Below are 14,097 nucleotides of genomic sequence, written 5' to 3' on the forward strand. Positions count from 1 at the left end.
ACTACACACTTATTAAGTTAGTAATAAAGTGTCAGGTTGTTTGTTGCGTTTCGTAAGGCTTAAAAACAATCCTGCTGTTTTATAAAGAGATTTATTAATTCCTGTACGGCTGTCCATTCATTTTATTTGGATTTAGTGCTTAAGTATGAAAGGCGCCCTTGTGCGTTTGTCGTAATAAATAATAACAATAAGTCGTAGATGTCGGGTGAGCACGCGTTCAAATCTGAATAAGCACCTTGAGGTTAAAACAATGAAAAAAATTAACAGGCTGGCAGCGTTAGTGAGCGCTGCGGCGGTAGGGGGAGTGGCGATGTCGTCTGCTACCGCCAATACTGTTCAGGTCGACATTAATCTAGATATGAAACACGAGGTTCGAGGTGAGTCGAACTTTGATCGAGAGAAACACATCACCGTACATGCCAATTTGAGTGAGCCAGATTGGAACGGTGAAGCATCGGCTATGAATTACTTATTGAATGACCTTGACGTGTACCTTGGTCGTGATAATGGTCAGGCTTCCTGGATAACACGCTCTGTACCTCAGGATTTAGAGAACCCAAATCAAATGGACATGGCTGAAGCCGAGCCATTTGGTACATGGTACAAAGAAGAGCTTTATGACAATCTTGATGCGGATAAACGCTCCTATGAGTCGCGCATTGGCGAGATGATCATGGGCGGCAACCCACATGCCGTGATGCCAAGTTATTGTTTTTATGAAACTGAGTGCTTATTTGGTGATGACGCCAATGGCAAGTTCATATTGCAGGATCATGCGGTAGCCGCTGAATGGATCGGTCGTTACCTTGATAATTTCTTTCGTAAACCTGGCGAGACGAGCGGTCCTATCCTTCCTAAATATTGGGAAGTGGTTAATGAACCTGATATGGAAATGAATAACGAAGGTCATTTTCCTTTTATGGTCAACTCGTGGGAAAACCTATTTGAGTATCACTCTTTGGTGGCTAAAGAAATACGCAACCGCTTGGGTGAAGATGCGCCATTAGTTGGTGGTATGACTTGGGGCCTGCATGATTTGGGCGGCGGTGACTTTTGGCGTCGCGCGACGGATCCAGATTGGTTCCATCGTTACGTAGGGACAAGTGAAGGTGACGAAGCATATAAAGCTATGGTTCATAGCTGGATTGATTCGTCTAAGTACTGGAGCTGGAACAGCGATATCTGGGGTGATTTTGCCCTGTGGGATATTGTCTGGAAGGGTTTTATGGATGCGGCAGGTGCCGATATGGATTTCTATTCAATCCATTTATATGATTGGGTAGCAGCGGGAACTGAAGATCCTTTTACCTCACCGACTAACGCTCCTATTGCTTATCGATATGGTGGTCCAACAGAAGCCGTATTTGAGATGGTTGAATGGTATCAGCAACATAAATTTGGTGAGCCTAAACCTTGGGTCGTTTCTGAGTACGGAGCTATTGTATCCAATGAACGCTTTGGTATGGATTACACCTTTGGTGACTGGAAGCATGTTGAAACATTTAACCGCATGTTTTTACAAATTCTAAAGCGCCCAGACATGGTTGAAAAATCTATGCCATTTGCGCCGGTTAAAGCAACATGGGGTTATACCGCAGATGCAGATGGAAACCCTCTGCGCTATGAGCCTTCGCTGATGCAAACAGACGATGTGGATTACATGTCTTCTGAAGCCGAATGGTACTTCTCAGATAAAATCCAGTGGTATGAACTGTGGTCTGATGTAAAGGGTACTCGTATTGATACCGCCTCGACGGATCCTGATATTCAGGTTGATGCTTATGTTGATGGTAATCATGCCTACCTTATTTTAAACAACATGGAGTGGGAAACCTCTACCGTTGATTTAAATACCTTTGGCTTGAACGGTAACAGCATTAAAGGCGTCAGTATGAAGCACTCGTACTTAGGACGAGGTTTAAGTGCGACAGAACCTGGTCGAGGTGTTATGGCTGAAGCGCAACTAGCATCACTGCCTGAAACACTAACAATTCCTGCTGGTTCAACCATTATTATCGATGTTGAATACAATAACCCTGTTGTGATCAATCAGCTTAATAATGAACGTAAATATTACGGTGAGAGTTTAAGTGGTGCCGGAACAGAAGACGGTGCAGTTCATCGCACAGGTCAAATGAGTGGCCCGATTACCGCACATGTAAATGGTGTGGATATTCCAGAAGAAGGTGAAGCGGTTGTACGTGTAACAGGTCGTTTTGTTGGTACTGCGATGGTTATTCATGGTCACTTCCACGAATTTACTATTAATGGCCACGAGATCCTTCCTGAGGTTGAAGTGCGTGAAATCGACGGCGAAGAAAAAAGTGTGTTTGATTTTATCGGAATGGATTATGCCAATACCCACCACAGCTACTTAAGAACCTTTGATATTCCGGTGCCGATTGAATACTTGAAAACCAATAACGAAATTACGGTGGGTGTTCAGCAAGGTGGCATTTACGCAAACGTAAATATTGTTGTTTGGGAGGCTAGCCGTGATCTAGCGCGTACTAGCGAAGCTAAATGTGATCCATGTGTGGATGTGAATAGCGTTAGCCTACCTTCTACTGGTGTAACGGTCGGTGAGCAATATTCGATTGCCCTTAACCCTGTTGTATTGCCAGAAAATGCTTCAGATAAAACCATGACGTGGACCAGTTCTGACCTAACGGTGGCGGCGGTGGATCCTCACGGTATTGTCACCGGTGTTGGTGCTGGTACAGCGACTATCACAGGCCAGACAAATAATGGCGGGAAAACGGTAGAAGCGCGTGTCAGCGTGACTAAAGTAGCTCCACGTGCAGTGCGTCTTATACCTGGGTCGTCTGAAATGTTTGTGCGAGGTAGTTTACAGTTGAGTGCCGATGTTCAACCGTTTAAGGCTAGTAATAAAGCGGTCACTTGGGCCTCACTTAATCATGCTGTTGCTACAGTGGATGCTGCAGGTTTAGTTACTGCTCATGCTCCTGGGCAAGTGACGATTACAGCTACAACAGCTGAAGGTAATAAAGTTGGCAATGCCACTATTGATGTTGTGACTGTAGCAGTTGAAGATATGGTTATTGCACCTGAGTTTGCCATTGTTCCGATGACGGAAAACTTCCAGCTCGATGCAATTATTTCTCCATCAAATGCCAGTAATATCAAAGTGGACTGGTCATCAAACAACCAAACTGTTGCCACAGTAGATGAAAGTGGTTTGGTGTCAGCTCTAGCAGTGGGGCGTGCCATTATTACTGGTATTTCAGATGATGGTGGTTATATCGGTGACGCAGAAATACAAGTGGTTAGTGTGGATTCTGATCCATTTTATGTTGAAGCTGAGTCATTTGTAGCTACCGGAGGTGAAACAGACGGGTTTTTAATCGATGCAGAAAAGGGCTTGATTAATTATAACCAAACGGGCGATTGGGCTGATTACAATGTTGATTTTGCTACGCCAGGTTATTACCAGTTTTCATTATTTGCCGGTACGCCAAATGACGCTACTGGGGTTGAAGTCTTTGTAGGTGATACCTCTATGGGTGCGCGTGGATTACCTAATACGGGAGACTACGATGGCATGCAAGAGGTGGTTGTCTCTAATGCGCTCTATGTTGCTAGTGCGGGTACCCATGCAGTACGTATTTTAAGCGTGGGTAGTGCCGGTGCTTGGCAATGGAATGCGGATAAAATTGGTTTTCGCCTATTGCTAGAAAGTGATGGTTCAGCACCGAGCCCTAGCCCATCTCCGTCGACTCCAGCTAGTCCTTTGCCTAGCCCAAGTGTAAGTCCTTCACCGAGCCCAAGCCCAAGTGTAAGTCCTTCACCGAGCCCGAGCCCAAGTGCTAGCCCTTTACCTAGCCCTAGCCCCAGCCAGTCTCCAATTGGCGGTGGTGACGTAGTTGTGGTTGAGCTTGAAAACTTCATCGGCACAGATCGCAACGGTGCAGCAGTTGGTGGTGATACTGTGAACGGCTTTAACAGCAATGGTTCTAGCATCAACTGGAATACGTCAGGTGATTACGCTGATTACAGTGTAAGCTTTACTCAGTCAGGTACTTACAACATTATTCTTGATGTTGCATCACCTATGACAGGTGAGCTTGGTGTGGCTGTTAGTCTTAACGGTGCACAAATTGCGGCTTCGAGCCTAAGTGCTACTGGTGATTGGGAAGACTACGAGGCACAAACGGTTGCTACTAACGTAAGTGTAGAGGCTGGTACTTACACATTGCGTGTACAAAGCCAAGGCGCTTCAGCATGGCAGTGGAACGCTGATAAGTTGAGATTCAACCTAGTTGAAGCAAGCGGTGGTCCTTCGCCTAGCCCAAGTGCTAGCCCTAGCGCTTCACCGTCTCCTAGCCCTGAGCCTAGCGATCAACCTAGCAGCAACCCAGGTCAGCCAATTGTTGTCGAAGGCGAGAACTTTGTTCAAACCGGCGGTGCTCAAGGTGGTTTCACTACCCGTACTTTCTGGGGCACCACGACCTTTGCTGATCATATCCTCACGGGTGGCTGGGCTGATTACACGGTTAGCTTTGCAGCTGACGGCGTATACGACCTAAGCTTTATTGCCTCTACTAATGAGGGCTCGGATAGTTCTGCCAAGATCTACATCGATGGTGTTTCAGTAGCCGAAGCAGCAATCACAGGCGAGAACTTAAATGTATTTACTGAGCACGCGGTGGCTAGTGGTCTAGCCATTAGTGCAGGTGAGCACACCATCCGCGTTGAAGCGATAGGTTCTACTCTTAAGTGGCACTGGTTCTTCGATAAAATGACGTTTACCGCGCAATAAATACCTAGCCCGGCTTAGGTCGGGCTTTATAAGTACTATCCCTCTTTAATGGCCCGAAGCGTATCGCTTGTGGGCCTTTTTTGTACTGTAGGATATTTTTTTATAAAAAAGCAAGGTGCTATGAGGGCTTGTTGTTTCGATTTATGTGTAAAAAAACCGATTGCAGAACAGTCGGGGCTTTTGGATTGAGCTGTTGAAGCTTAATACTTAAACTTCAACAATCTCAGTGACAGAAATACGCTGGTCTTCTTCAGCTTTTTTTACAAGCTTTCGATTTGTTCGAAGCTCATGCCTAGAAGATTTCATCGCTCATGCCGTTGACCTTGCTTGTGTATTTAATGTACTCAGCTGGAGTAGGTAGCTTACCTAAGGTAGCACGAACAGAAGTATTGGACAGCTCAAATGCTTGTTCAACTGGCAGGCCATCAATGCCTTCAATTTGGTGGATGATATTGCTTATAGCATCACGTTAACGGCTGTGTAGCGTTGAAAAGCTGAAGTGGAGTAGAAGGTTTAGAAGCCACTCCTTAAGCTTTGCCTATATGGAAGCTTAAGGAGCGAGCGGGGAAGGACTTGATAAAGGCCTAGAGAAAGGCCTTTACCTCTGATTTAGCCAACAATGCGTACAGGCTCAGCCGATGGCTCGGTTGTTAACTCTTCACTCGGAGGCGCGAAGCGAGTTAGGTCGATGCCTTCAACAGCTGCGGTGTACTCTGCAATCGTTGGGAAACGGCCCAAGATGGCAGATAGCACAACAAGCGGAGTAGAGCCAAGTAGTGACTCACCTTTCTTCTCTGCAGAGTCAGCAACAACGCGGCCTTGGAATAGGCGAGTCGAAGTGGCGATAACGGTATCACCTGGCTCGGCTTTTTCTTGGTTACCCATACAAAGGTTGCAGCCTGGGCGCTCTAGGTAAAGGATGTTGTCGTACTTGGTACGCGCTTCGCCTTTAGGATTGGCATCGTCAAATACGAAACCTGCGTATTTTTCAAGGATTGCCCAATCGCCTTCGGCTTTCAGCTCATCAACAATGTTGTAGGTTGGTGGTGCAACAACAAGTGGCGCCTTAAAGGTGATTTCGCCTTGCTTCTCTAGGTTGCGAAGCATTTGCGCGATGATCTGCATGTCGCCTTTGTGCACCATACAGGAGCCAACAAAACCAAGGTCTACCGGGCGGCCTTCGTAGAAGGAAACCGGACGGATGACATCGTGGGTGTAGCGCTTAGACACGTCGTCGTTGTTAACGTCTGGGTCAGCGATCATAGGCTCGGCGATTTGGTCTAAATCAACCAAGACTTCAGCGTGGTACTTAGCGTTGTTGTCCGGTGCCAGTGCTGGCTGCTCGCCAGACTTGATACCTGCAATACGCTCGTCCGCAAGCTTGATAAGGCCAGCAAGGGTCTTAGCTGCGTTATCCATGCCTTTGTCGATCATGATCTGGATACGGCTCTTCGCAAGCTCGATAGACTCGATCAAGGTTTCGTCATTAGAGATACAGATAGAGGCTTTAGCCTTCATCTCTGCAGTCCAGTCGGTAAAGGTGAAGGCTTGGTCAGCTAACAAAGTACCGATATGTACTTCAATGATACGCCCTTGGAACACGTTCTCGCCGCCAAATTGCTTAAGCATTTGCGCTTGAGTCGCGTGTACCACGTCGCGGAAGTCCATGTGGCTGGCCATTTTGCCTTTGAAAGTCACTTTGACTGACTCTGGGATTGGCATGGTGGCTTCACCGGTGGCCAATGCCAAGCCAACGGTACCTGAGTCTGCACCGAAAGCGACACCCTTAGACATACGGGTGTGCGAGTCACCACCGATGATGATGGCGCGGTCGTCGATGGTCAGGTCGTTAAGCACCTTGTGGATCACGTCGGTCATTGCGTGGTAATCGCCTTTCGGGTCACGCGCCGTGATCAAACCAAAGTCGTTCATGAACTTCATTAGCTTGGGGATGTTCGCTTGCGCTTTTTTGTCCCAAACAGAAGCGGTGTGACAACCAGACTGGTAGCCGGCATCTACGTCGGACGAGATAGTTGAAGCGGCCATGGCTTCTAGCTCTTGCGCAGTCATTGGGCCGGTGGTGTCTTGCGAGCCCACGATGTTCACTTTAACGCGTACGTCGGAACCTGCGTGTAAGTTAGCTTCTGAGGCTACGCCCACTGCATTGCGGTTGAAGATTTTTTCTACCGCGGTAAGGCCTTGGCCTTCAATGCTGATTTCTTTCGCTGGTGCGTAAACCAATGGCGCTTCAACACCCAAGGTTTCTGCTGCTAGAGTTTGTAGCTTCTTACCGAATACAACCGCGTAAGAACCGCCGGCTTTCATGAATTCCACTTTTTGTGGTGTGAAAGCAGAGGCTACGTCAACAAGCTCTTGGTCGCCGTTGTAAAGCTTCTTAGCTTTGGTATCGATGGTCAAAACAGTGCCAGTGGCAACTGAATATGCTTCTTCTAATACTGGATCGCCGTTTTCATCTTTAACTACGTTGCCAGCTTCGTCGGTCTTCTTAACCCAGTTTTTAAGGTCAAGACCGATACCGCCAGTTACGCCAACGGTAGTTAAGAAGATAGGCGATATGCCGTTAGTACCAGCAACTACAGGCGCTATGTTGATAAACGGAACGTAGGGGCTCGCTTGCTTACCGGCCCACAAGGCTACGTTGTTCACACCGGACATACGCGAAGAACCCACACCCATGGTGCCTTTCTCGGCGATCAGCATAACTTTTGCGTTAGGGTGTTTCTTTTGTAGCGCAGCGATTTCCTGTTGGGCTTCTGGCGTGATCATGCACTGGCCATGAAGCTCGCGGTCGGCACGCGAGTGCGCTTGGTTACCCGGAGAAAGTAAGTCGGTCGAGATATCGCCTTCACCTGCAATAAAGGCCACAACGTCGATTTTCGCGTCGATTTCTGGCAAGTTGGTAAAGAACTCGGCTTTTGCGTAGCTCTCTAGAATGTCTTTACAGATTGGGCAGCCTTTTTCGAAGGCCGCCTTTAAGCGCGCGGTATCGGCGTCGTATAAGAAGACTTGAGTCTTAAGTACGTCGGCCGCTTGTTTAGCGATGGCTGCGTCAGTGCCGTCAATCACTAGGTCAAGCAACACTTCAATAGAAGGGCCGCCTTTCATGTGCGAAAGTAATTCAAAGGCGAAATCAGCGCTGATTTCAGCAACAGTCGCTTCACCTAAGATGATTTCTTTAAGGAATTTCGCTTTTACGCCCGCAGCGCTGGTGGTACCAGGCAGGGTGTTGTAAATGAAGAAATTAAGGGAATCGGCGCGGTGCTCGTGGCCTTCGTCCTTAATTTGCTCAATGATTTCAGATAGTAGATCTGCGCTATCAATCGGTTTTGGATGCAAGCCCAGCTCGTTTTTGCGGGTCTCGATTTCCTCTAGGTATTGAATGTATAAACTCACTTTAGGCCTCCTGGGTAAGAATGTTGGTTTTTTTTGAAGGCTCGAAAAGATCAATACCGAGAGCTGCACGTTCTTTGACGTGTGCACGATAGGCTTCTAACACGATTGTTTGTCCTCTTTATAGGTTTTAGTTACTCAGTAAGCAGGATCGCTGCCAACTGAGGCTATCAGCCGCCGTGGCTGATGGTCGGGCTATCAATAGCCGCTATATTCTGGGCGCGTATTCTAGCCTAAAACTTGATCTGAGTTAAGGTGGCGCATAGGCAAGTGAAGCTATAGAATCGCGGGCCGATCTATTAGTGAGTCTTACAGGAAGAAACTTGACCATCATTGCACGCGCTTTAAGCCCTTGTGTGGGTATTTGTTCAACAGGTATTGGCGATTCCGTTTGTCGTGGCTGTAAGCGTTTTATGAATGAGGTGATCGACTGGAATAGCTACAGCGAGGAGCAGAGGCAGCTGATCGTGCAACGCCTAAGCAGCTTGGTTCGCCAAGTGGCCGAGCCCCTTGTTGAGATCTATGACGAGGCTTTGCTTAAACAAAGCCTCGACTTTCAAAAGGTGAGATACGATAAAACCGCTGGTCCTTATTTGTGGTTACACGAGCTCTTGCAGGTCGGGGCTTCGACTATTGCAAGCCTTGAGCCTTTTGGCTGCAGAATAAAGTCGGCTTATCAAGGCTGGAGCCTGAGCGAAATCAAGCAGCAGATAGACCGCGATTTTTATACTCTGTCTGAAGTGCACTTTGAACGCTACTTTCAGCATCATTCTGATTAGCAAGTGCACCATAAACGACCATATAACGAGTAAGCAATGAGCCAAATTACCGAAGCGATCCACGCCTTTCTTTTATGCCCAACCCCAGATGCTTGGATAGAGTGGGCCAAAGGTGAACCTGAAACCATGCTGATAGATCACGCCAACTGTGAGAAAAAAGCAGCAGGCACCGCACTTAATCTTATGTATCGCTACATAGACGACTTTGAGTTATTAAACAAAATGTCACGTTTGGCTCGCGAAGAGCTGCGTCATTTTGAGCAAGTGATTGCAATCATGAAAAAGCGCGGTATTAAATACAAGCCGGTCTCGGCGTCGCGCTATGCTGCAGAGTTACGTAAGCCCATCAGCACTTATGAACCTAAGCGTTTGATTGACACCTTGATTGTTGGTGCGATTATCGAAGCGCGTTCTTGTGAACGTTTTGAAAAGCTTGCGCCATATTTGGATGAGGAACTGCAGAAGTTTTACTTATCACTGCTTAAGTCTGAAGCGCGACATTTTGAAGATTATTTGAAACTGGCGCAAAAGACAGCCGGTGAAGAAAGTATCGAGCCTCGTGTGCAGGAGTTTTTAGAGTTAGAGCGTTCTTTAATTGAGAGTACAGACGGTGAGTTTCGCTTTCACTCCGGGGTCCAGGCTTAACTGGCCCTGCGTTTCAGCCAGCTGGTTAATATAGTTGGTGGCGATCGGTCTAATTCGTCGTCTTCTTTTTTCTGCACATGTTCCTGCCAGTCTTTATGCAAGAGCTCGGCTGTGTTTTCACTGTTTTTGGCTTCTGAAAACAAAAAGCCCTGAGCCATATCACAGCCCATCGCTAGTAGGCTCTCAAGCTGCCCTTTGGTTTCTACACCTTCGGCTATCACGCTTAAACCTAAGTTGTGGGCAAGATGGATAATAGCCTTAACAATGGCGTTGCTGTCTTCAAGGCTATTGAGTGCCGCTATTAAGCTGCGATCTATCTTAACCGTGCTTAAGGGCAGTTGGTGTAAGTGGTTCATCGAACTGAAACCACAGCCAAAGTCATCGATTAACAACTCGCAGTTTAATTTACGTATTTCATTCAGTTGTTCTATATGCTTGTTGTCTTCTTGCAGTAGGCTGATTTCAGCCAATTCAAGCTTGAGACTATCTGGCTGTAAAGGGTGGGCTGTTAAGCTGCTTTCTAAGTCTTTAATTAACTGTTTAGATGAAAATTGACGGCTTGAGATATTAATCGACATGCCTATTAAGGGGCTGACTTGCTTTTGCCAGGTAGCTAGTTGCTTGCAGGCCGTGTCGACAACCCATTGTCCTAAGCTGTGAATGACTGAGCTTTTATTGGCATGGTTGATAAATTCAGCAGGTAAAATCGTATGTGTTTTGCTCATATTCCAGCGTAATAATGCTTCTAGGTGCACGGTTCGCCAGCTAGTTAGATTGACGATGGGCTGGTAGTGCAACTCTAAATGTTCTTGTTTGAGTGCAATCCGTAGGCGGGTTTCAACGTCGCTAATGTGCTTGTTTTCGTTGAGCAGTTGCAGATCAAAAAGGTAGAAGCGATGGTTTTGTTTTTTGGCAAAGATCAGGGCGCTGTCTGCATCTTGTAAGATTTGTTCTGCTGTTTGGTATTGGCTATCAACTAACACACCACCAATGGTCGGCGAGCAGGCAGCTATTTCTCCATCAAGCTCCATTGGCTTGTCTAGTGCTTCTTCAAGTTCAGCAATATAACTTTGCAGGTTTTCTTCTGTTGCGCAGTCATCTACCAGAATCGCAAAGTCATCGGTACTTAAATGGGCTGCCATATCTTGAGGACGTAAGCATCGATGTAGGCGTTTTCCTATTTCAACCAAAAAGTGATCATTGAGATGGAGGCTGTGACGTTCTGCTTCTTCTGCTTTTGGCTGAAAATTAATGATCAGTATCGCAAAGCGATAAAAGCGGTCGCGACTTCTGCGTGATAAGGCATTTTCACTGCGCTGGATAAAACGATTTTTATTGGCAAGGCCGGTGAGCTCATCGTGTGTACTGAGGTATTTAAGCCGAGCTTGGGTAAGCTTGAGTTCAGTTTCATCGGTAATTAGAAGAAACCAGCTCTTGTCTGCAGCTTGCTCTAGTTCTAGCTTTAGCCAAAGAGGCTTGCCATCGTGGCGCCTAGTATCTATGTGCAGCTCGTGATGGCCATGCATATATTGAGCTTGTTTACAGGCATCGTCTAATTGACTTAAACCAAGGTCGTTTAAGGTCAGCGGAGCCGAGCTTTGCTCTGTTGGGGGGCGCTCGCCACCTAATAGTAGTTTTCGAGCTGAGTCACTGATGTCAATCACGTGCTTATCAAAGTGTACAAGTGCGGCACCGTGAGCGTGCTTAAGCTCATCAAAAGCTTCACTGCTCTTTTGGGTAGGGCTGCTGTTATGGGCCAGCAGCTTTTGGTCTAACTCACTAAGTACGGCTTTGATGTCTTGGCTTAGTTCAGCCGCTTGCAGTTGGTAGTTTTCAAGCAGTTGACTTAGCTCTGAGCTGAAAGGTGTGCTCATTCGTGTTCCTGTAGTGCTTTGGTGGCTCGACATATCGCAGTGTGGCTCGCTGCGTACAGCAGACGACTTTCAACCGTGGTTGAAAACCTACTGCCTATAAGTCTAGTAGGACGAAAAGAGGTTAGGCGGGATGTTTCAAGAACGTTTAGATCTAAGGCGTAAAGCTAAGCTAGGCTTTGGTTTGGCGCTTAATGCATCTTTTGGGGCTGCTTGAAGTGCAGTCGCTTTTTACGGGCATGTGCCTCGTATTTTGGTTCTGTTGTTAAGAGGGGCAGAAACGCAGTAAGCACCTTCTGCCCCAGCAAACATCGATTTAACTTAAGCGACGCTTACTTTCTCAATAATCACGGGCTCAACAGGTACATCTTGGTGGCCCATCATGCTGCCGGTTTTGACAAGGCGGATTTTATCAACCACGTCCATGCCTTCAGTGACTTTACCAAATACACAATAACCCCAGCCTTGGCTGTCTTTAGAGCTGAAGTTTAAGAAGTCGTTATCTTTAATGTTGATAAAAAACTGAGCGCTGGCACTGTGTGGATCCATGGTACGAGCCATCGCAATGGTGCCTTTGTCGTTCTTTAGGCCATTATCAGCTTCGTTTTCTACTGGCTCGCGAGTGTCTTTTTGCAGCATGTCTTCATCAAAACCACCGCCTTGTACCATAAAGCCATCAATGACACGGTGGAAAATAGTGCCACTGTAGTGGCCATCTTCGGCGTATTGCTTGAAGTTGGCAGCGGTCTTTGGTGCCTTTTCAAAGTCGAGTTCGAGGACAATATCACCAAAGTTTGTATGAAGAGTGATCATTAGGGGCTCCGTAAGCTCATTAATTCGTTGCTAGCCCTTTGCGGGCGGCGAGAGGCCGCTATAATACGCGCTTTCTTCGCGTGGGCAAAAACAAAAGCCACGTGCCTGTATCCTATAAAACGACAGCGATCATGACCGAGAACGAAAAGCCATTGAATTTTCTTGAGCAAATTATTACCAATGACCTCGAGACCGCGACGACTCAAAAAGTTATAACGCGTTTCCCGCCTGAGCCAAACGGCTTTTTACACATTGGTCATGCCAAGAGCATCTGCCTTAACTTCGGTTTGGCAGAGCGCTTTGGCGGCGAGTGCAATTTGCGTTTTGATGATACCAACCCAGCTAAAGAAGAGCAGGCCTACGTAGAAGCCATCAAGAAAGACGTAGAGTGGTTGGGTTTTAAGTGGGCCGGTGAGGTGCGTTATGCCTCTAGCTATTTTGATACTTTCTATGAGTGGGCTCAGCACCTTATTAAAGAGGGTAAAGCCTATGTCTGTGATCTTAACCCAGAGCAGGCGCGAGAGTACCGAGGCTCGTTGACAGAACCTGGTAAAGCAAGCCCGAACCGTGAGCGCAGCGCCGAAGAGAGCTTAGATTTGCTCGAGCGTATGAAGAACGGTGAGTTTGATGAAGGCTCTAAAAGCTTACGAGCCAAAATCGATATGGCCAGTGGCAACATCAATTTGCGCGATCCTGTCCTGTACCGTATTCGCAAGCAGCATCACCACCAAACCGGTGACAAGTGGTGTATTTACCCGTCTTATGACTTTGCTCATGGCCAAGAAGATGCCATTGAAGGTGTGACGCACTCGATTTGTACTTTAGAGTTTGCCGATCACAAACCACTATATAACTGGTTTATTGAAAATCTACCGGTACCCAATACGCCGACTCAATATGAGTTTGGCCGTTTGAACTTGAACTACACCGTGACGTCTAAGCGCAAACTGAAGCAATTGGTTGATGAGGGTGTGGTTGATGGTTGGGACGATCCACGTATGCCGACCATCGCCGGTTATCGCCGTCGAGGTTATACACCAGCTAGCCTGCGTAAGTTCTGTGACATGATCGGCGTTACTCGCTCAGATGGTGTGGTTGATGTAGCCATGTTAGAGCACGCTATCCGCGATGATTTGGATAAAAACGCGGCGCGAGCGATGTGTGTATTGAAACCCTTAAAGGTGGTGTTAACTAATTACCCTGAAGGGCAAACCGAAGACCTAAGTATTGCCGGTTCGCCCAATCGCGATGACCTACCTGCGCGAACGCTGCCCTTTGGTCGAGAAGTCTTTATTGATCAAGAGGACTTCCGCGAAGAGGCCAACAAAAAATTTAAGCGCTTGGTGATTGGCAAACGCACCCGTTTACGTGGTGCTTATGTGATTGAAGCGGATGAAGCAATTAAAAATGATGCCGGTGACATCATCGAGGTAAGAGCGCGAGTGATCGAAGATACAGTAGGTAAAGATCCTGCCGACGGCGTGAAACCTAAAGGTGTTATTCAGTGGGTAGCCGCTCATAAAAACGCCAAGTTCGAAGTTCGTCTTTACGATCGCTTATTTAATGTTGAGGCGCCTGGTGCTGGTGGAAAAGACTTCCTCGACGATGTTAACCCAAACAGTTTGAGTGTTGTCAGTCAGGCTTTGGGTGAAATTGGTTTGCTTGATGCCGCTCCAGAGCAGGGCTATCAATTTGAACGTATTGGCTATTTTTGTCGCGACAGTAAAGAGCAAGGCCTTGTCTTTAACCAAACCATTGGTTTGAGAGACAGTTTCAACAAGCCAGCCTAAGCCGAGTT

At 47.1% G+C, this 14,097-nt stretch carries 7 protein-coding genes; 4 read left to right on the forward strand and 3 right to left on the reverse strand.

Translation table 11 applies throughout. The features are described from left to right. Positions 1–250 precede the first annotated feature (250 nt). A complete protein-coding gene (locus AB1S55_RS11745) occupies positions 251–4,780 on the forward strand; it encodes an Ig-like domain-containing protein (RefSeq protein WP_370978374.1) in 4,530 nt (1,509 codons plus the stop codon). 609 nt (positions 4,781–5,389) lie between these two features. Here the strand turns inward: AB1S55_RS11745 and AB1S55_RS11750 are convergent. Further along, on the reverse strand, positions 5,390–8,194 hold the full coding sequence (locus tag AB1S55_RS11750) for a bifunctional aconitate hydratase 2/2-methylisocitrate dehydratase (RefSeq protein WP_370978375.1): 2,805 nt from the start codon (positions 8,192–8,194) through the stop codon (positions 5,390–5,392). A 320-nt stretch (positions 8,195–8,514) separates the two neighbouring features. On the opposite strand from AB1S55_RS11750, the gene AB1S55_RS11755 reads away from it, so the two are divergent. Further along, positions 8,515–8,970 carry a DUF1289 domain-containing protein gene (locus AB1S55_RS11755; protein ID WP_370978376.1) on the forward strand — a complete coding sequence of 152 codons (456 nt, stop codon included), beginning with the start codon at positions 8,515–8,517 and terminating at the stop codon, positions 8,968–8,970. A 36-nt stretch (positions 8,971–9,006) separates the two neighbouring features. After that, on the forward strand, positions 9,007–9,615 hold the full coding sequence (locus AB1S55_RS11760; protein ID WP_370978377.1) for a tRNA-(ms[2]io[6]A)-hydroxylase: 609 nt from the start codon (positions 9,007–9,009) through the stop codon (positions 9,613–9,615). On the opposite strand, the gene AB1S55_RS11765 is transcribed toward AB1S55_RS11760, so the two are convergent. Both AB1S55_RS11765 and AB1S55_RS11770 read right to left on the reverse strand, forming a co-directional pair. Continuing rightward, the gene (locus AB1S55_RS11765) at positions 9,612–11,489 is read right to left on the reverse strand and encodes a putative bifunctional diguanylate cyclase/phosphodiesterase (RefSeq protein ID WP_370978378.1); all 1,878 of its coding nucleotides are present in this window, start codon (positions 11,487–11,489) and stop codon (positions 9,612–9,614) included. The genes AB1S55_RS11760 and AB1S55_RS11765 overlap by 4 nt on opposite strands. 318 nt (positions 11,490–11,807) lie before the next feature. Then, on the reverse strand, positions 11,808–12,299 hold the full coding sequence (locus AB1S55_RS11770; protein ID WP_370978379.1) for a peptidylprolyl isomerase: 492 nt from the start codon (positions 12,297–12,299) through the stop codon (positions 11,808–11,810). Between the two features lie 131 nt (positions 12,300–12,430). Here AB1S55_RS11770 and AB1S55_RS11775 point away from each other — a divergent pair, with 131 nt between their 5' ends. Continuing rightward, positions 12,431–14,089 (forward strand): glutamine--tRNA ligase/YqeY domain fusion protein, encoded by a 1,659-nt coding sequence (locus AB1S55_RS11775; protein WP_370978380.1) that lies wholly within the window; start codon positions 12,431–12,433, stop codon positions 14,087–14,089. Positions 14,090–14,097: the final 8 nt, after the last annotated feature.

The sequence above is a fragment of the Agaribacterium sp. ZY112 genome, assembly GCF_041346925.1.
Classification (GTDB): Bacteria; Pseudomonadota; Gammaproteobacteria; order Pseudomonadales; family Cellvibrionaceae; genus Agaribacterium.

Excerpts from the sequence above, each read along its gene's own strand:
- AB1S55_RS11765 (WP_370978378.1), bottom strand. The coding sequence starts at position 11,489 with ATGAGCACACCTTTCAGCTCAGAGCTAAGTCAACTGCTTGAAAACTAC.
- AB1S55_RS11760 (WP_370978377.1), top strand. The coding sequence starts at position 9,007 with ATGAGCCAAATTACCGAAGCGATCCACGCCTTTCTTTTATGCCCAACC.
- AB1S55_RS11770 (WP_370978379.1), bottom strand. The coding sequence starts at position 12,299 with ATGATCACTCTTCATACAAACTTTGGTGATATTGTCCTCGAACTCGAC.
- AB1S55_RS11745 (WP_370978374.1), top strand. The coding sequence starts at position 251 with ATGAAAAAAATTAACAGGCTGGCAGCGTTAGTGAGCGCTGCGGCGGTA.
- AB1S55_RS11775 (WP_370978380.1), top strand. The coding sequence starts at position 12,431 with ATGACCGAGAACGAAAAGCCATTGAATTTTCTTGAGCAAATTATTACC.